General features: G+C 71.4%; 13 protein-coding genes and 1 tRNA gene. 4 read left to right on the top strand and 10 right to left on the bottom strand.

Going from position 1 to position 16600, the window contains the following annotated elements:
• Window positions 1-147: 147 nt before the first annotated feature.
• Window positions 148-744, top strand: a complete 597-nt coding sequence (recR, locus tag AOM04_RS03820; RefSeq protein WP_062462632.1) for a recombination mediator RecR — start codon at window positions 148-150, stop codon at window positions 742-744.
• Window positions 745-838: 94 nt separating this feature from the next.
• On the opposite strand, the gene AOM04_RS03815 is transcribed toward recR, so the two are convergent.
• The 3 genes from AOM04_RS03815 to AOM04_RS03805 form a co-directional block, all read right to left on the bottom strand.
• Window positions 839-2068 carry an ABC transporter permease gene (locus tag AOM04_RS03815; RefSeq protein ID WP_062462629.1) on the bottom strand — a complete coding sequence of 410 codons (1230 nt, stop codon included), beginning with the start codon at window positions 2066-2068 and terminating at the stop codon, window positions 839-841.
• Window positions 2065-3000 (bottom strand): ABC transporter ATP-binding protein, encoded by a 936-nt coding sequence (locus tag AOM04_RS03810; protein WP_062462626.1) that lies wholly within the window; start codon window positions 2998-3000, stop codon window positions 2065-2067. Before AOM04_RS03810 ends, AOM04_RS03815 begins: the two co-directional genes overlap by 4 nt.
• 107 nt (window positions 3001-3107) lie before the next feature.
• The gene (locus tag AOM04_RS03805; protein WP_062462622.1) at window positions 3108-4616 is read right to left on the bottom strand and encodes a carboxylesterase/lipase family protein; all 1509 of its coding nucleotides are present in this window, start codon (window positions 4614-4616) and stop codon (window positions 3108-3110) included.
• A gap of 150 nt (window positions 4617-4766) precedes the next feature.
• Between AOM04_RS03805 and AOM04_RS03800 the strand changes: the two genes are divergently transcribed.
• Entirely contained in the window at window positions 4767-6038 is a 1272-nt protein-coding gene (locus AOM04_RS03800; RefSeq protein ID WP_082104365.1) for an aspartate kinase, read from the top strand.
• The gene (locus AOM04_RS03795; RefSeq protein ID WP_062462619.1) at window positions 6035-7078 is read left to right on the top strand and encodes an aspartate-semialdehyde dehydrogenase; all 1044 of its coding nucleotides are present in this window, start codon (window positions 6035-6037) and stop codon (window positions 7076-7078) included. The genes AOM04_RS03800 and AOM04_RS03795 overlap by 4 nt, the downstream gene beginning before the upstream one ends.
• Window positions 7079-7202: 124 nt before the next feature.
• Here the strand turns inward: AOM04_RS03795 and AOM04_RS03790 are convergent, their stop codons facing one another.
• The 4 genes from AOM04_RS03790 to AOM04_RS03775 all read right to left on the bottom strand — a co-directional run bounded on the left by AOM04_RS03790 (window position 7203) and on the right by AOM04_RS03775 (window position 12074).
• Window positions 7203-8768, bottom strand: coding sequence for an L-lactate permease (locus tag AOM04_RS03790; protein ID WP_062462616.1), 1566 nt, complete (start codon window positions 8766-8768; stop codon window positions 7203-7205).
• An 82-nt stretch (window positions 8769-8850) separates the two neighbouring features.
• Window positions 8851-10128 (bottom strand): sugar ABC transporter permease, encoded by a 1278-nt coding sequence (locus AOM04_RS03785; protein WP_082104364.1) that lies wholly within the window; start codon window positions 10126-10128, stop codon window positions 8851-8853.
• Window positions 10125-10877, bottom strand: a complete 753-nt coding sequence (locus AOM04_RS03780; RefSeq protein ID WP_062462613.1) for an ATP-binding cassette domain-containing protein — start codon at window positions 10875-10877, stop codon at window positions 10125-10127. The genes AOM04_RS03785 and AOM04_RS03780 overlap by 4 nt, the downstream gene beginning before the upstream one ends.
• Window positions 10878-10967: 90 nt before the next feature.
• The gene (locus AOM04_RS03775; protein WP_062462609.1) at window positions 10968-12074 is read right to left on the bottom strand and encodes a sugar ABC transporter substrate-binding protein; all 1107 of its coding nucleotides are present in this window, start codon (window positions 12072-12074) and stop codon (window positions 10968-10970) included.
• A gap of 328 nt (window positions 12075-12402) precedes the next feature.
• Here AOM04_RS03775 and AOM04_RS03770 point away from each other — a divergent pair, with 328 nt between their 5' ends.
• Window positions 12403-12870 carry a hypothetical protein gene (locus AOM04_RS03770; protein WP_062462605.1) on the top strand — a complete coding sequence of 156 codons (468 nt, stop codon included), beginning with the start codon at window positions 12403-12405 and terminating at the stop codon, window positions 12868-12870.
• A 71-nt stretch (window positions 12871-12941) separates the two neighbouring features.
• Here the strand turns inward: AOM04_RS03770 and AOM04_RS03765 are convergent.
• The 3 genes from AOM04_RS03765 to AOM04_RS03755 form a co-directional block, all read right to left on the bottom strand.
• Window positions 12942-13015: transfer RNA gene (locus AOM04_RS03765), tRNA-Pro, on the bottom strand.
• A 56-nt stretch (window positions 13016-13071) separates the two neighbouring features.
• On the bottom strand, window positions 13072-13971 hold the full coding sequence (locus AOM04_RS03760; RefSeq protein ID WP_062462602.1) for a metallophosphoesterase: 900 nt from the start codon (window positions 13969-13971) through the stop codon (window positions 13072-13074).
• Between the two features lie 2 nt (window positions 13972-13973).
• Entirely contained in the window at window positions 13974-16544 is a 2571-nt protein-coding gene (locus tag AOM04_RS03755; RefSeq protein ID WP_062462599.1) for a penicillin-binding protein, read from the bottom strand.
• Between the last annotated feature and the right edge of the window lie 56 nt (window positions 16545-16600).

The following is a 16600-nucleotide window of genomic DNA, read 5'->3' as shown; positions in this document are numbered from 1 at the left end:
TCCCCAACCGGCGCACAGATGGCCGCTCGCACAGCGGCGCACCTGGAACGCGCGTGGGCGCGTCGATCTGTACGGCGGTTCGAGCCGAGGCGAGCCGCGACCTCGCGCTGACCGGCACCGTCGGCGGGTGCGCCTACGCTGGTCCCCATGTACGACGGCGCGGTTCAGGACCTCATCGACGAGCTCGGCCACCTCCCGGGCATCGGCCCCAAGAGCGCCCAGCGCATCGCGTTCCACATCCTCTCGACGGACCCGGCCGACGTGCGCCGCCTTGCCGACGCGATCATCACGGTCAAGGAGAAGGTGCGCTTCTGCACCACGTGCGGCAACGTCGCGGAGGCCGAGCAGTGCCGCATCTGCCTCGACCCACGGCGCGCCGAGGACGTCCTGTGCGTGGTCGAGGAGCCCAAGGACGTGGTGGTCATCGAGCGCACGCGCGAGTTCCGCGGCCGCTATCACGTGCTCGGCGGCGCGATCGACCCGATGAACGGCGTCGGCCCCGACGACCTGCGGATCCGCGAGCTCCTCTCCCGCCTCGGCGACGGGAGGATCGAGGAGGTCATCATCGCGACCGATCCCAACATCGAGGGCGAGGCCACCGCGACCTACCTCGCGCGCATGCTCGGGCCCATGGGCGTGACCGTGTCGCGCCTGGCCTCGGGCCTGCCGGTCGGCGGCGACCTCGAGTACGCCGACGAGGTCACCCTCGGCCGCGCGTTCGAGGGACGCCGCAAGGTCAGCTAGCTGGCGGCTCTCGACTCGCTGCGCTGCTCCACACACGCACGGCCCGCGGGGACCGATCCGCCGCGCTTCCCCACCACGCACCTGGGGTGATGCGTCACGCCACGCGCGTGCCCTGACGGAGCTTCTTGTAGGGCACCCGCAGGCGGGCGATCACGATCCACACCGAGCCGACGAGCAGGACGGCCTCCACGCCGAGCCCGATCCACGGGGCGCGCGGGTAGACGGACGCGGTCGACTGCTGCTCCTGCCAGCCGTCGTCGTAAGCCTGGCCGTTGGCGTCCGCGACGAGCATCGCGCACTCGTCGTAGCGCTGGCCCGCGAGGTCGGCCTCCGAAGGCCCGATCCGCATGTCGCTGACCCAGCTGTGCATCTGCGCGAACATGCCGGGGGCGGCGCGGCCGTCCTGCTCCCACGTGTCGTAGCTGATGATCGGCGACGACTCGCCGATGAGCACGACCGGGTTGGCGAGCAGCAGCCACGCCGTGCGCTCGGTGTGCGGCACCCCGTACGACCAGTCGGACTGCCCCTCGACGCACGGCAGGGTGGCCGGGTCCACCTCGGACCAGTCCCAGTTCTCGTAGGCCACCCGCTGCTCGTCCGTGAGCGCCTCGTAGTCGACGCTGCGCGAGGTGTCGGTGACGGTCTCGGACACGAGCGGCTGGGTGAAGATGAACACGAGCAGCGTCCCGAGCAGGAGCGCGCCCGTCGTGAGGTGCGCGAGCGACACGGAGGCGACCGCGCGCGCCGCGAGCGAGGACCACGCGAGACCGATCGCGGTCGAGGTGAGCACCACGAGCAGGATCACCCCGATCACGGTGACCAGCTCGCCCCAGTGCCATCCCGAGCGCGCGAAGGCGTAGACCAGGAACGGCGTCATGGTGAGCAGCACCACGACCGCGATCAGCCACGAGGCGAGCAGCTTGCCGATCGCGAGGTCGCCCGCCGTGAGCCGGGTCATCTGCAGCGGCGCGAGCACGCCCTCGGACGAGTCGCCGTTGACGGAAGTCGCCGCGAGCGACGGCGCGATGAGCATGCCCGCACCCAGCACGAGCACGAGCACCATCTCCATGGGCGTGGACGTCATGTCCTCGCCGCTCACGACCGCGAGCAGGACGCCGACCGCGATGATGAGCGCGAGCAGCAGACCGTAGAAGATCCACCCCTTGGTGGACGGCCGCCGCCGGCGCAGCTCGATGCCCGTGACGAGCCACACGCCGCGCGGCGTCGGCAGCCACGGGTTGCCCTTCGCGCGCGGGACGGCGGACGATGCGGGCGCCGGCTCGGGCGCGTCCGCGGGGGCCGGGTTCTGGTCCACGAGGGTCATCGCCGCTCCTCCTCCATCGCCATGTAGGTCTGCTCGAGCGCGCTGCCCGCCGGGCCGAACCGGTGCACGCGCACGCCCTGGCCCATGAGCCACGCGAGCGCGTGGAAGGCCTCGTCCTCGTCGCCCACGCGGATGACGGCGCCGACGGTCTCCTCGTCGAACGGCACGCCGGCGTCGGTGAGCGCGGCCTTGAGCGCCGCATCGTTCAGCGCGACCACCCGGTAGCGGCGGCGCGCGTCCGCGACCTTGTCGGCGATCTCGTCGCCGAGCGTGCGGCCCTTGGACATGAAGACGGCCTCGTCGACCATCTCGTCGAGCTCGGCGAGCACGTGGCTCGACACCAGCACGGCCTTGCCGTCCGCGGCGAGCTCGCGCACCAGCGTGCGCAGCTCGACGCGCGAGCGCGGATCGAGCCCGTTGGCGGGCTCGTCGAGCAGCAGCACGTCGGGATCGTTCATGAGCGCCCGCGCGAGGGACAGGCGCTGCTTCTGGCCCCGCGACAGGACGCGGGTGGGCCGGTCGGCGAACTCGGACAGGTGCACCATCTCGAGCAGCCCCGCGCCGCGCTCCCGCGCCTCGTGCTTGGCGAGCCGGTAGCCGCGTCCCATGAGCGTGAGCGTCTGGAGGCACGTGAGGTTGTCCCACGAGCCCAGCTGGTCCGGCATCCACCCGATCGCGGTGCGCACGGCGGCCGAGTCCGTCCGCGGGTCGATGCCCGCGATGCGGATCTCCCCGGCGTCGGGCCGCAGCAGCCCCGCCAGCATGAGCATGAGCGTGGTCTTGCCGCACCCGTTGGGCCCGATCAGCGCCGTGACCGTGCCGGGCTGCACCTCGAGCGTCGCGTCGGCCACCGCCTGCACCGATCCGAACGCCCGGGACACGCCCCGCGCGGACACCGCCGCCGTGGTCACGTCCGTGGCTGTCGCCGTCATGGACCCCCCGATCCCCTCGGCGCGGCCCCCATGCCGCGCATCGTGCCCCCACCCTCGCACACCCGCACGGGCGCGGCCATCAGGGACACCCCGGATATCCTCCCTGATCAATCCTGCATTTCGGACATCTCGGTCGCGATCGCGAAGTCCTCCTCGCCCGCGTAGCCCGGTCGCACGTCCCGCACGGGCTCGCCGTAGACGATGGTCGCGCGCGCCTCGTCGTGCGTGGGGGCGTCGACGCGGCCGTCGCGGATCAGCGCCAGCCAGTCGCGGTGGACCGCGTCCGCGAGCGCCTGGGGCGCGTCCGCACCGACCCGCCGGACCGCGGCGGGGTCTCTCAGGATGTCGAAGCCGAAGGGCAGGTCGAGGCAGTGCACCGCGAGTCCCGGCCCCGGCATCGGCCACCGGAAGTCGTAGGCCCAGGTGGGCGCCGTCGTCGCGGAGCCGACGCGCAGCCCGGCCCACCGGGCGACGTGGCGGCGGAATGTGATGTCCGTGACGGCGTGACCGACCACGGCGACCGCGTCCGCGGCGGGCGCGCGCTCGACGAGCCCGTCGGCGGCCGCGCCCTCGATGCGCATGTGCGCGAGGACCGCCCGCGGGTCGAGGCCGGCGAGCCGCGGCGCGGCGTCGCCCACCGCGAGGTCGAACTCGTGCGCGGTGGCGCCGATGAGCAGCGGGACGTCGGCGCCGACGCCCGCGCGGATGCCGTCCGCGACGGTGGTCGGGACCAGCTCGCCGTCGATGACCGGGGACAGCACGAGCCCCGCGTCGTCGACGAGCGTGGGCAGCGGGTCGTCGGGCTGCTCCGCCATCGCCGCCTGCGCCTCGAGCACCCGCGCCTCCGGGAGCGACCGCCAGCCCGTCAGGTCGGGCGTGATGCCGAGCCGGGCGGCGCTCGCCCGCGAGCGCTCCCGCGCCGCGTCGAGGCGCACGGGCGAGTCCGCGGGCGACAGCGCGATCGCGCCGTGGAAGAGGCCCTGCGCGGCCGGGAGCGTGAGCAGGCGCATCACGGCCGCGCCGCCCGCGGACTGACCCGCGATCGTCACCCGGGCGGGGTCGCCGCCGAACTCGCGGATGTTGTCGCGCACCCACGCGAGCGCGGCGAGCCAGTCGAGCACGGCGCGGTTGGCTGGCGCGCCGTCGATCCAGCCGAAGCCGTCGAAGCCGAGCCGGTAGGACGGCGCGACCGTCACCACGCCGTCGCGGTGGAACGCCTGGCCGCCGTACCAGGGGCTCGCGTGCGAGCCGGCGACGAAGCCGCCGCCGTGGAGGTAGACGAGCACGGGCAGCCCCGCGCCGGCGCCCGGATCGGGCGTGCCCACGTCGAGCGTGAGGAGATCGTCGCCCGGGATGGAGGGCTCGGGGATGAACGCGTCCGCGAACGGCGAGCGCCGCTGCGGGGTCGCGCCGTGGAGCACGGCCGGCCGCACGCCGTCCCACGCCGCACGCGGCTCGGGCGCGAGGAAGCGACGCTCCCCGACGGGCGGCTCGGCGTACGGGATGCCGAGGAAGATCGCGGCCCGGCTGAGGCCGCCGTCGGCCGACCGATGCTCGCGCCAGGCGCCTCGCACGGCGCCGGCTCGGGTGCGGATCACGGGTGCGTCGTCGCTCACCCGACCCACCCTAGGGGCGGGACGATGCGACCGTCCGGGACCCGCGCATCGTCCCCCGGCCTCGGGCACGGGTGCACGCGCGCGCGTCCCCTAGAATGAGACACCGTGTCCGCCGTGCGGTCACGCCCCCCATTCCTCCTGGAGTCTTGCATGTCCCTTGTGGTGCAGAAGTACGGCGGATCGTCGGTCTCCGACGCCGAGGCGCTCAAGCGCGTCGCGCGTCGCGTCGCCGACACGGTGAGGGACGGGAACGACGTGGTCGTGACCGTGTCGGCGATGGGCGACACGACGGACGAGCTCATCGACCTCGCGAACGAGGTCACCGACGCCCCCGACGCCCGCGAGATGGACATCCTCCTCACCGCTGGCGAGCGCATCTCGATGGCGCTGCTCGCCATGGCGATCGGCTCCGAGGGCGTCCCGGCCCAGGCGTTCACCGGCCCGCAGGCCGGCGTCATCACCACCGAGCACCACGGCCGCGCGCGCATCATCGACGTCGCGCCGGGCCGCCTGCAGCGCGCGCTGCAGCAGGGCAAGGTCGCGATCGTCGCGGGCTTCCAGGGCCTCAACCAGGAGACGCAGGACGTCACCACGCTCGGCCGCGGCGGCTCCGACACCACCGCCGTCGCCCTCGCCGCCGCGCTCGGCGCGGACGTGTGCGAGATCTACACCGACGTCGACGGCGTGTTCTCAGCCGACCCGCGCGTCGTGCCCGCCGCCCGCAAGCTCGACCGCATCACCTACGAGGAGATGCTCGACATGGCGGCCTCGGGCGCGAAGGTGCTCATGCCCCGCTGCGTCGAGTACGCGCGCCGTTTCAACGTGCCCATCCACGTCCGCTCGTCCTTCTCCGGCCTGGAGGGGACGTGGGTCGTGGGGGAGACTGGAGAAGGAGACGAGATGGAAGACCCGATCATCGCGGGAGTCGCGCACGACAAGTCCGAGGCGAAGATCACCGTCACGGGCGTCCCCGACGTGCCCGGCTCCGCCGCGCGCCTGTTCGAGGCCGTCGCGCGCGCCGACGTGAACATCGACATGATCGTCCAGAACGTGTCGGCGACGAACACGGGCGTCACGGACATCTCGTTCACGCTGCCCGCCGCGTCAATCCCGGACGCGATCGCGGCGATCGAGGCGGACCACGCGTCCATCGGCTTCGAGGCCCTCGCCACAGACGACACGATCGGCAAGATCTCGCTGATCGGCGCCGGCATGCGCTCCTCGTCGGGGGTGTCCGCGAAGTTCTTCGCGGCGCTGCGCGACGCGGGCGTCAACATCGAGATGATCACGACGTCGGACATCCGCATCTCCGTCGTCACCCGCGCGGAGCAGCTCGAGAAGGCCGTCCGCGCGGTCCACACCGCGTTCGAGCTCGACTCCACCGAGGGCGAGGCCGTGGTCTACGGAGGGACGGGACGATGAGCCTCACCATCGCAGTCGTGGGCGCCACCGGACAGGTGGGCGCCGTCATGCGCGAGCTGGTCGCGGAGCGGTTCCCCGACGCCACCGTGCGGTTCTTCGCGTCCGCGCGCTCGGCCGGCAAGGCGCTGCCGCACCTCGGCGGCGAGGTCGTCGTCGAGGACGTCGCCTCGGGCGACTATGCGGGCATCGACATCGCGCTGTTCTCGGCCGGCGGCGCCGCGTCGAAGGAGTACGCACCCCTGTTCGCCGCCGCGGGCGCCATCGTGATCGACAACTCGTCGGCGTGGCGCAAGGACCCCGACGTGCCGCTCGTCGTCTCGGAGGTCAACCCCGAGGCGCTGAACGACATCCCCAAGGGCATCGTCGCGAACCCCAACTGCACCACCATGGCCGCGATGCCGGTGCTCAAGCCGCTCCACGAGGCCGCCGGCCTCGAGCGCCTGGTCGTGTGCTCGTACCAGGCCGTGTCCGGCTCGGGCCTCGCCGGCGTCGAGGAGCTGCACTCGCAGGTCGCCGCGACCGTGGACGGCGCGAAGGCGCTCGCGCACGACGGCTCCGCCGTCGAGTTCCCCGCGCCCGTCAAGTACGTCGCGCCGATCGCGTTCAACGTGGTGCCGCTCGCCGGCTCCGTGGTGGACGACGGCTCCAACGAGACCGACGAGGAGCAGAAGCTCCGCAACGAGTCGCGCAAGATCCTCGGCCTGCCCGAGCTCCTGGTGTCCGGCACGTGCGTGCGCGTGCCCGTGTTCACCGGACACTCGCTGTCGATCAACGCCGAGTTCGAGCGCGGCATCACCCCCGCCGACGCCTACGAGATCCTCGCGAACGCGCCGGGCGTGCGCGTCGAGGAGGTCCCGACCCCGCTCGCGGCCGCCGGCGGCGACGTGTCGCTCGTGGGCCGGATCCGCCAGGACCGGTCGCTCGAGGGCACGCGCGGCCTCGTGCTGTTCGTCTCGGGCGACAACCTGCGCAAGGGCGCGGCGCTGAACGCCGTGCAGATCGCGGAGCTGGTCGCCGAGCGGATCACGGCCGCCGCGTAGCCGCACGGACGATTCCCAATGACACTTGTGGCAGATGTGACGAGTGGGGCGGCGCGGGTAGCGCGTCCGTCTCACCCGCCACACCATTCACAGTGGTCACATCTGTCATTGGGAATCGCTGAGGTCAGGCCAGCAGGAGCGCCATCGCCCCTGTGATCGCCAGGGTGATGAGCGCGGGCGGCAGCGTGCCCTTGAGCAGCTCCCCCTCGCGGCCGGCCATGCCCACGGTCGCGGCCGCCGCGATGATGTTGTGCGGGCAGATCATGTTGCCGATCGCGGCGCCGGCGTTCTGCGCCCCGATCAGCGGCAGCGCCGACAGCCCCGCCTGGTTCGCGGTGAGGTCCTGGAAGTCCGTGAACAGGATGTTGGAGGACGTCGCGGAGCCCGTCATGAACGTGCCGAGCGCCCCCACGAACGGCGACAGCAGCGGCCACGCGGCGCCCGCCCCGGCCGCGGCGACGGCGAGCTGGGTCGTCATGCCGGACTCGGACATCGTGTAGGCCACCGTCACCATCGCGACGAGCGCCGCGAACACGGGGATCACCTGACGCGTCGCGACCGAGAACGCGCCGCCGATCTCCGCGCGCGTCGCGCGCTGCCACAGCGCCCCGCCCAGGAACGCCACGAGCAGCAGCGGGCCCGGGTGGTACAGCGGCTGGATCCCGTCGCCGAAGGCCCCGTCGAACAGGCTCCAGGTGACGTCCCACGACTGGGAGCCTGTCTTGATGGGTGGCACCAGGCGGGTGAGCAGCACCAGCACCACGAGGATCGCGTACGGCGCCGTCGCCGCGAGCAGCGACATGCGGTGCGCCTCGGTGGCCTCCACCTCGGCCGCGGCGTGCTCGACCTCGCGCTCGGCGGCCTCCTCGGGGCCGGTCATCGCGTGCGCCCGGGCGCGCCTCACCACCACGGCGCGCACGAGCGCGATGAAGATGCCGGCCCCGATGATCGCCCCCATCAGCGACGGCAGCTCGGGGCCCACGAAGCGGGCGATGAGCAGGTAGGGCGCGAAGAACGCCGCGTACGCCACCGCCATCCACCGCCACGGCGGCCCCGCGGTGGGGATGAGCGTGCCCACGAGCCGCGCGACGGTGAACGCGAGCACCAGGCCGGTCACCACCATGTACGGCGAGACGGCCCACGACAGGTCGACGGGGTCGTGGTCGACGATCGCCGCCTGCGCGAGCGTGGGCGTGCCGACCGCGCCGAAGGGCACCGCCGCGACGTTGCCGGCCATCGCCGCCACGACCGCCGTGCCTGGCTTGAAGCCCGCCGCCACCAGGAACGGCGCCGACAGGGCGACGGGCGTGCCGAAGCCGGCCGCGCCCTCGATGAGCAGGGTGAAGAACCAGGCGATGAGCAGCGCCGCGACCCGCGGATCGGGGGTGATGCGCGCGAGCCCGGCCTCGATGGCCGCGGTCGCGCCGGTCCTCTGCTGGAGGTGGTGGATGCCGAGCGCGGGCCCGATGATGAGCATCACCGTGAGCGCGGTCCACGCGGCGCTCACCACCACACCCGTGACGCCCTGCACCCGCCCGAAGCCCTCGTCCGTGCCGAAGCCGAACGTGGTGAGCGCGATGACGATCGCGACGATCGCCGCCGACAGGCCCGCCCAGATGGCCGACCACTTCAGCCCGATCATGAGCACCAGCACGACCGCGATCGGCAGCGCCGCCAGCAACGTGTCCATGGGTGGCCTCCCCCGCGCATCGTCCCTGGCTCACGCTAGCCCGTGCGGGCGCGCGGGGCGCGGGGGACGATGCGCGGGCCGGCTACACGCCCGTCGCGCCGGAGCGCTTGCGGGCGAGCGCGTCCACCGTCGCCGCGAGCACCAGCACGCCGCCGGTCACGGCGAGGTTGGCGCCCGCCGAGAACGACAGCAGGCCCATGCCGTTGGTGATGACCGCGATGACGGTGCCGCCGAGCACGGCATGCATGAGACGGCCGCGTCCGCCGAACAGGCTGACGCCGCCCACGACCGCCGCCGCGACCCCGGACAGCACGATCTGGGTGCCCGTCGAGGCGTCGGCCGACCCCACCTGCGACACGTAGAAGACGCCCGCGACCACGGCGAGCACCGAGCACGTGATGAACGCCGTCCACTTCACGAGCGCGACGTTGACGCCGGAGCGGCGGGCCGCCTCGGCGTTGCCGCCGATGGCGTAGAGGTAGCGGCCGTAGCGCGTGCGGTCGAGCACGTACGTGCCGACCATGATGATGAGCAGGATGATCGGCACCACGATCGGAACGCCCTGGAGCGGGTGGAGGGCGGAGCCGCGGTCCTGGTTGAGGTAGAACACCACCGCGGCGCCGAGCAGGGCGATCACGCCGAGCTTGGCTATCATGATGCTGAGCGGCGGGTTGGGCGCTCCCGACGCGATGCGACGGCGCCGGTCGATGAGCGCGACGACCAGCAGGGCCGCGAGCGCGACCACCAGCATCAGCCATCCGAGGAGGGGCGGGAGGTTGTTGTTCTCGATCGCGAGGATCGGCGCGGGGTTGAGGATGTACGTGCCGCCGGCGCCGATGATGACGAGCATCACGCCCTGCAGACCCAGGAACAGGCCGAGCGAGACGACGAACGATGGCACGCCTATCCGTGCGACGAAGAACCCGATGAAGGTGCCGATCGCCGCTCCGATCGCGAGCGAGATGAGCAGCGCGAGCGGCCACGCCATGCCGCCCGGCTGCGTGATCTTGACGAAGACGCCCATGGCCGTGCCGAAGGTCACGCCGGCCGACAGGTCGATCTCGCCCAGGAGCAGCACGAACACCAGGGCCATGGCCAGGGTGACCAGCGGCGCCGCCTGGGTGAACAGGTTCGCGATGTTGCGCTGCGTGAGGAACAGCGGGTTGGCGACCGCGAAGATCGCGACCAGCACCACGAGGCCGCCCACGGCGGGCAGCGGACCCATGTCGCCGCCGCGGACGCGGCTCCAGTACGCGGACAGCGCCTCGCCCACGCCGCCCTCCGTGCCCTTGCCCAGCAGGCTCGGTGCGTCGGCCGGGACCTCGATGGCCGGCCCGTCGCTCTCGATCTCGGTGCTCACGCCTGGACCTCCGTCATCGTCTTGGTGCCCGTGATGTAGCCGACGATGTCGTCGCGGGTGGTGTCCTTGGCCTGCACGCGCGCCGTCATCGTGCCGAGGTACAGGACGCTGATGTCGTCCGCCACGGCGAAGACGTCCTGCAGGTTGTGGGAGATGATGATCACCGCCACGCCGCTGTCCGCGAGGCGCCGCACCAGGTCGAGCACCTGGGCCGTCTGGGCCACGCCCAACGCGGCGGTGGGCTCGTCGAGGATGACGACCCTGGCCTTCTTGACCACCGAGCGGGCGATGGCGACGGTCTGCCGCTGGCCCCCCGACAGCGAGGCGACCTTCTGGCGCAGCGACTTCACCGTCTTGACGGAGAGCGTCTGGAGCGCGCGCGCCGCCTCCGCCTCCATCTGTCCCTCGTTGAAGGTGCCACCGATGAGCTCCTCGCGGCCGAGGAACATGTTCTGCACGATGTCGAGGTTGTCGCACAGCGCGAGGTCCTGGTAGACCACCTCGATGCCGAGCCGTGCCGCCTCGCGCGGGTGGTGCAGGGAGACGGGCTCGCCGTCGAACAGCACCTCGCCGCCATCGTAGGGCTGGACGCCCGCGAGGCCCTTGATGAGCGTGGACTTGCCGGCTCCGTTGTCGCCGACGAGCGCGGTGACGCGCCCGACCTCCGCGGTGAGGTCGACCCCCTTGAGGACGCTCACCGGGCCGAAGCTCTTGGTGACCCCCTTGAGCTCGACGATGGGATGTGTCATCAGATCCTCCAGGTCGTGTGGCGTGGACGACGGGCGGCGAGGGGAAAGGCCCCGCGTCGCGCGGACGCGGGGCCCTCCCTCGTGGAGCCGTCAGGACGCGGGCTTGAGACCGATCGCGTCGCACTTGGCCTTGACGTCACCCGTGCAGACCTCGTTGTACGACGCGTTGCCGTCGTCGAAGACCTGCTGGATGCTGTCGTTGTTGCCGATGCTGATCGGCGTCTCCGGGAAGAACGGCACGCCGTCCAGGGTCTGCGGAGCGGTCGGCGTCTCGCCCTTGAGGAGCTCGACCGCAAGCTTGGCGGTCTCGCTGGCCTCGAGCTGGTAGGGCTTGTAGACCGTCCCCGTCTGCTTGCCCAGCAGGACGTTCTGCAGGCCCGCGACGGAGGCGTCCTGACCGGACACCGGCACCGTGAGGTGGTTCTTGTCGAGGACGGTGATCACGCCCGCGGCATTGGTGTCGTTGGCCACCCACACGGCGTCGACCTTGCCTCCGAGCTTGGTCAGCGCCTGCTCGAAGTTGGTCGCGCTCTTCTGGCCGTCCCAGACGCCCGGCGGCTCGGCGGCCGGCTTGATGCCCGCGGCGGACATCACCTTGACGGCGCCGTCGTGGAACATCGCGGCGTTGCCGTCGGCCGGGTCGCCGCCCATGTAGACGACCGTGGCCGTGGCCGGGTCCTTGCCCTCCGCCTTGAGCCCGTCGACGATCATCTGACCCTCGAGCTCGCCCACCTTCTCGTTGTCGAAGGAGACGTAGTAGTCGGCCTTGGCGATCGGGCGGTCGTACGCGATGACGGGGATGCCCTGCGCCTCGGCCTTGGCCGTGACCGCGGTGGCGGCGCCGTTGTAGTCGACGAGGATCATCACGCCGCAGCCGCCGGTGAGCATCTGGTCCGCGATGGTCGCGTACTTGCCGGTGTCACCCTGCGCGTTCTGGATGTTCGCCTCGAACCCGGCGTCGGTGATCGCCTTCTGCAAGGCGGGACGGTCGCCGTTCTCCCAGCGGGGGGACGATGCGGCGTCGGGCAGGATGACGCAGGCGGTGCCTTGAGCCATCGCCCCGGTGCTGCTGGTGCTCGGAGCGGCGCTCGAGCCGCTGCTGCTCCCGTTGCTGCTGCCGCCGGACGAACACCCGGCGAGCACGAGGACCGAGGCTGCGAACAGCGACCCGGCCGCGATCAGAGAGGATTTCTTCACGTCGATACCCCTTCCCTGGTGAGGGCGTCCTTACCCTCGGCGCGGCCCTCGACGTTGAGGTGGCGCTTCGCTCACCATATGCCTGGGAGGGCTTGTTGCAACAGGCTGACAACCCGGTAAGTTGACGCGTCGATCACAACGTTCTTCCTGGTCACTTGCCTATTAGGCGCGACACTTGGCCTTATACAAGGGCACATGGTGCCGCCGCGGGCGCGCGGAGACGCGGAGGCGCGTCCGACGCGGACCCTGCATACCGCGGGCATACCGGGCCGACCCACGCTCGGAGGGGCGTCGCGCATCGGCGCCACGCCGACGAGAGGGAGGCACCATGCACACTGTCCGGACACGTCTCGCGGTCGGCCTCGCGGCCGCTCTCGGCCTCGCGCTCGCATGGGCGGCACCCGCCGCCGCGGGCAACGGCACCGAGGTCCAGCACGGCTACGTCTTCAGCGAGTACTACGAGGACGACGCGTGCTCCACCGAGCCCAATGTGACCACCTACACCGTGAAGACGTTCCACGAGACGTTCCGCCCCCGCGCGGACGGCTCGTGGACCTATCACTACCTGGCGGTCGTCACCTATGCGACCGACTACGTCTCGCCCGCGATGGAGGACGTCACGGGGCGGCTCACGGAGGACGTCATGTACCTGCTGACGCCGGGACAGACGTTCGTCCACACCGGCACCTTCAAGGACTTCTACGGCGACGTGAAGATCCACGAGCGCGGCCACTTCACGCTCGTGGACGGGGTCCCGCGCGTCGAGTGGGACGCGTCGGTGATCGACTGCGGGTAGCCGCGCACCGCATCGTCCCCGTGGAATGCAGAAGGGCCGGATCCGTGCGGATCCGGCCCTTCTCTCAACCGTCGGGGTGACAGGATTTGAACCTGCGGCCTCCTCGTCCCGAACGAGGCGCGCTACCAAGCTGCGCCACACCCCGGTCTTGAGCCTGACAAGAGTATCGGACCGATGCCCGATTCACGAAATCGGCTCCGCTCAGGCTCGCGGCACCAGGGTGAGGATCGTCGCCTCGGGGCGGCACGCGAAGCGGTACGGCGCGTACGGCGACGTGCCGAGGCCCGCGGACACATGCACGTAGGCGCCGGAGCCGCCGGAGTCGGGGCGCACGCCCGGCCAGCCGTGCAGGCCGCTCGCGCGGCTCGTGTCGAGGTCGCAGTTGGTGACCAGCGCGCCGTAGAACGGCACGCACACCTGGCCGCCGTGGGTGTGGCCGGCGAGGATGAGCTCCGCGCCGTCGACGGCCATCTCGTCGAGCACGCGCGTGTACGGGGCGTGCGCGACGCCGATGCGCAGCGCGGCCCCCTCGACCCGCTCGGCGGCGGCGGGCATGGCGTCGCGGCGGATGTGCGGGTCGTCGACGCCCACGAGGTCGAGCACGGCACCCGCGGCCTCGATCACCCCGCGTGCGTTGTTGAGGTCCACCCAGCCTCCCGCGACGAGGCCGTCGCGCAGGTCCTCGGTGGGCAGCGCCGCCTGCTTCGGGCGCAGCCGGGAGGGGCCGCCGAAGTAGTCGAGCGGGTTCTTGGGCAGCGGGCCGTGGTAGTCGTTCGAGCCGAACACGAACGCGCCCGGCTTGGACAGCAGCGGCCCGAGCGCCTCCAGCACGGTCGGGACCGCGTCCGGGTGGGCGAGGTTGTCGCCCGTCGTGATGACGGCGTCGACCTGCTCGTCCGCGAGCGAGCGGACCCACGCGACCTTGTCCCGCTGTCGCGGCGTGAGGTGAAGGTCCGACAGGTGCAGGATCCGCACCGGGCGGCTCCCCGCAGGCAGCACCGGCACCTCGTGGCGGCGCAGCGTGAACGCGTGCGCCTCGACGAGGCCCCAGGCGAGGCCCGCGGCGGCGGTGGCGGCGAGGCCGATGACGACGCGGCGCATCGTCAGTTGCCCTTGCCGTTGCTGTTCTTGCCGTTGCCCTTGCCGGAGTTGTCGGGGGTCGGGGTCGCGCTCGTGTCCGAGCCCGCGCTCCAGCCGGCCGGGGGGTTGGTCGCGAACCATGCCGGCGGCCACTCCCCGGTGTAGCCGTCAGGGGCGACGTTCGGGTCCCAACCCTTGGGCCACTTGGTGTACCAGGAGGGCTGCTTGTCGGTCGCGACCGTGTAGTTGACGGTCGCGCCCGGCAGGGACTTCCAGTACGCGCTCGGCGACTGGGCGATGATCGTGCCCGGCGCGGCGTCCGTCGAGTACTGCTCGCTCGGCGTCGCTGCCAGGCGGAACCCGGCCGACGACAGGGTGGTGCTCGCCTGGTCGGCGGTCATGCCGATGATCGACGGCACCGGGACGGGCTTGCCGTAGAGGACGTCGTTGGACACCGCCGGGAACTGCTCGACGGGCATGCCCTGCAGCGCGACGTCCATGTACGCCTTCCACGTGGGTGCGGCGAGCGAGGAGCCGTACAGCACCGGGTAGTACTGGCCGTTGAGCCAGATGTTGGTGCCCTCCTCGTCGTGGTTGGGGTTGCCCAGCCACACGGTCGCGACGAGGTTCGGGGTGTAGCCCATGAACCACAGGTGCATGTTGAGGTTGGCCGTACCGGTCTTGCCGGCCGCGGGCCTGCCGTCCGCGAGCTGCGCGACCGTGCCGGAGCCCTCCTTGATGACGTCCTGCATCGCGTAGGCGACGCCGTCGGCGATCTCCTTGTCGATCACGCGCTTGCAGTTCTGCGGCGGGACGTCGAGCTTGTTGCCCTCCGAGTCCGTCACCGACAGGATCGCGATCGGATCGCAGCGCACGCCCTCGTTCGCGAACACCTGGGCGACCTGCGCCATGGTGAGCGGCGAGGCGTTCTGGGTGCCCAGCGCGATGGTCGGGTTGATCTCGAAGTCCTGGCCGTCGGCACGGTGGAAGCCGAGCTCGGCGGCGGTGTCGCGGATGTCGCACAGGTCGAGCTGGTTGGTCATGTGCACGAACGCGGTGTTGACCGAGTTCGCCGTCGCGTGGAGCACCGTCTGGTTGTACGTGTACGCGTTCTCGACGTTGCCCGGCTGCCACCAGTCGAGCGTGACGGGGCCGTCGACGCAGCGCGCCTTCCACGAGTACGGGTCGTACTTGGTCTCGGCGCCGGAGATGTTCTCCATGAGCGAGTGGCCGGACTTGAGCCACTCCGTGAGGATGACCGGCTTGAACGTCGATCCGGGAGAGAAGCCACGCGAGCCGCCCCACTTGCGGTCCACCGAGTAGTTGATGGCCGTCGAGCCGTCCTCCTCCGCGGAGGGGTCGAACGTCTTGGTCTGGGACATCGCCAGGATCTGGCCCGTCGACGGGTCGAGCGACACGAGCGCCATCGCCCAGCCGCTCGGGTCGGTGGCCGGCAGCGCCGCCTGCAGGGCGGCGTTCGCGGCCTTCTGCTTGGTCAGGTCGAGCGTCGTCACGACGTCGAGGCCGCCTCGGTACAGCAGGTCGGCGCCGGTGAGGCCCTTGCCGTCCTGGTTGAACACCTCGTCGGACTTGATGATCTTCGTGACGTAGTCGCAGAAGAACGGCGCGTCCTTGGCGGCCACGCACGAGAACTTCGGGTTGGAGACCTTGAGGGTGTCCTCGACGGGGATCGAGCTGTACTCGTCGTACTCCTCGGCCGTGATGTGGCCCTGGAGGTACATCTGGTACAGCACGGTGTCGCGACGCGCCTTGGCGTTCTCGGGGTTGCGGATCGGGTCCCACTTGGTGGGGTTCTGCGTGACGCCCGCGATGGTCGCCGCCTCGACCGCGTTGAGGTCCTTGGCCGACTTGGAGAAGTACAGCTGCGACGCGGCCTCCGCGCCGTAGGTGTTCGCGCCGAACTGCGCGATGTTGAGGTACTGCTCGAGGATCTGCTCCTTGCCGCAGTCCACCTTCGGGTCCTCCGCGGAGCAGTCGACGCCGTACTCCTTGTCGAGGTTCTCCTCGAGCGCGAGCGCGAGGCGCCACTCGCGGATCTTGCGCGCCAGGGAGACCTCGGTCGCGGCCTTCTGCTCCTCCTCGTCACCGCTCGCGATCGCCTTCTGGAGCAGCGTGTTCTTCACGAGCTGCTGCGTGAGGGTCGAGGCGCCGGGCGACGACGACGAGCTGAGGTTGACGTACGCGGCGCGGAGCAGGCCCTCGCCGTCGACGCCGTGGTGCAGCCAGAAGCGCTTGTCCTCGATCGAGACCACGGCCTCCTGCAGCCACGGCGAGATGTCCTGGAGCGGCACCACGACGCGGTTCTGCGAGTAGAAGGTCGCGAGGAGGTTCTTGCCGGTGCGGTCGTAGATGTTCGACTGCTGCGGCAGCGTCACGTCGGCGAGCTCCTTCGGGAGCTCGTCGAACAGCTTGGCGGTGCCGGAGGTGGTCGACCCGGCGACCGTCACCGCAGGAAGGGCGAGGCCGGCGACCAGGAATCCGCCCATGATCGACAGGGCGACGAACATCGACAGCGCGGTGAGCAGCTGGACGAACGTCACCTTCGTGCGGGGGCGCTTGGAGGACCGAGGCATGGAGCCAATGGTAAGGGAGGCTCCTGAGAGCCCCTCCCGGCCCGGCCGGGCGCGGC

The organism is Demequina soli (assembly GCF_000971195.1).
GTDB lineage: Bacteria > Actinomycetota > Actinomycetes > Actinomycetales > Demequinaceae > Demequina > Demequina soli.
Note: the sequence above shows the minus strand (reverse complement) of the source record. Positions and strands in the feature narration are given on the sequence as shown.

Bases quoted from the DNA above. Each gene is read 5' to 3' on its own strand.
- AOM04_RS03755 (WP_062462599.1), bottom strand. From the start codon at position 16,544: ATGCCTCGGTCCTCCAAGCGCCCCCGCACGAAGGTGACGTTCGTCCAG.
- AOM04_RS03770 (WP_062462605.1), top strand. From the start codon at position 12,403: ATGCACACTGTCCGGACACGTCTCGCGGTCGGCCTCGCGGCCGCTCTC.
- AOM04_RS03790 (WP_062462616.1), bottom strand. From the start codon at position 8,768: ATGGACACGTTGCTGGCGGCGCTGCCGATCGCGGTCGTGCTGGTGCTC.
- AOM04_RS03815 (WP_062462629.1), bottom strand. From the start codon at position 2,068: ATGACCCTCGTGGACCAGAACCCGGCCCCCGCGGACGCGCCCGAGCCG.
- AOM04_RS03780 (WP_062462613.1), bottom strand. From the start codon at position 10,877: ATGACACATCCCATCGTCGAGCTCAAGGGGGTCACCAAGAGCTTCGGC.
- AOM04_RS03800 (WP_082104365.1), top strand. From the start codon at position 4,767: ATGTCCCTTGTGGTGCAGAAGTACGGCGGATCGTCGGTCTCCGACGCC.
- AOM04_RS03810 (WP_062462626.1), bottom strand. From the start codon at position 3,000: ATGACGGCGACAGCCACGGACGTGACCACGGCGGCGGTGTCCGCGCGG.
- recR (WP_062462632.1), top strand. From the start codon at position 148: ATGTACGACGGCGCGGTTCAGGACCTCATCGACGAGCTCGGCCACCTC.
- AOM04_RS03795 (WP_062462619.1), top strand. From the start codon at position 6,035: ATGAGCCTCACCATCGCAGTCGTGGGCGCCACCGGACAGGTGGGCGCC.
- AOM04_RS03760 (WP_062462602.1), bottom strand. From the start codon at position 13,971: ATGCGCCGCGTCGTCATCGGCCTCGCCGCCACCGCCGCCGCGGGCCTC.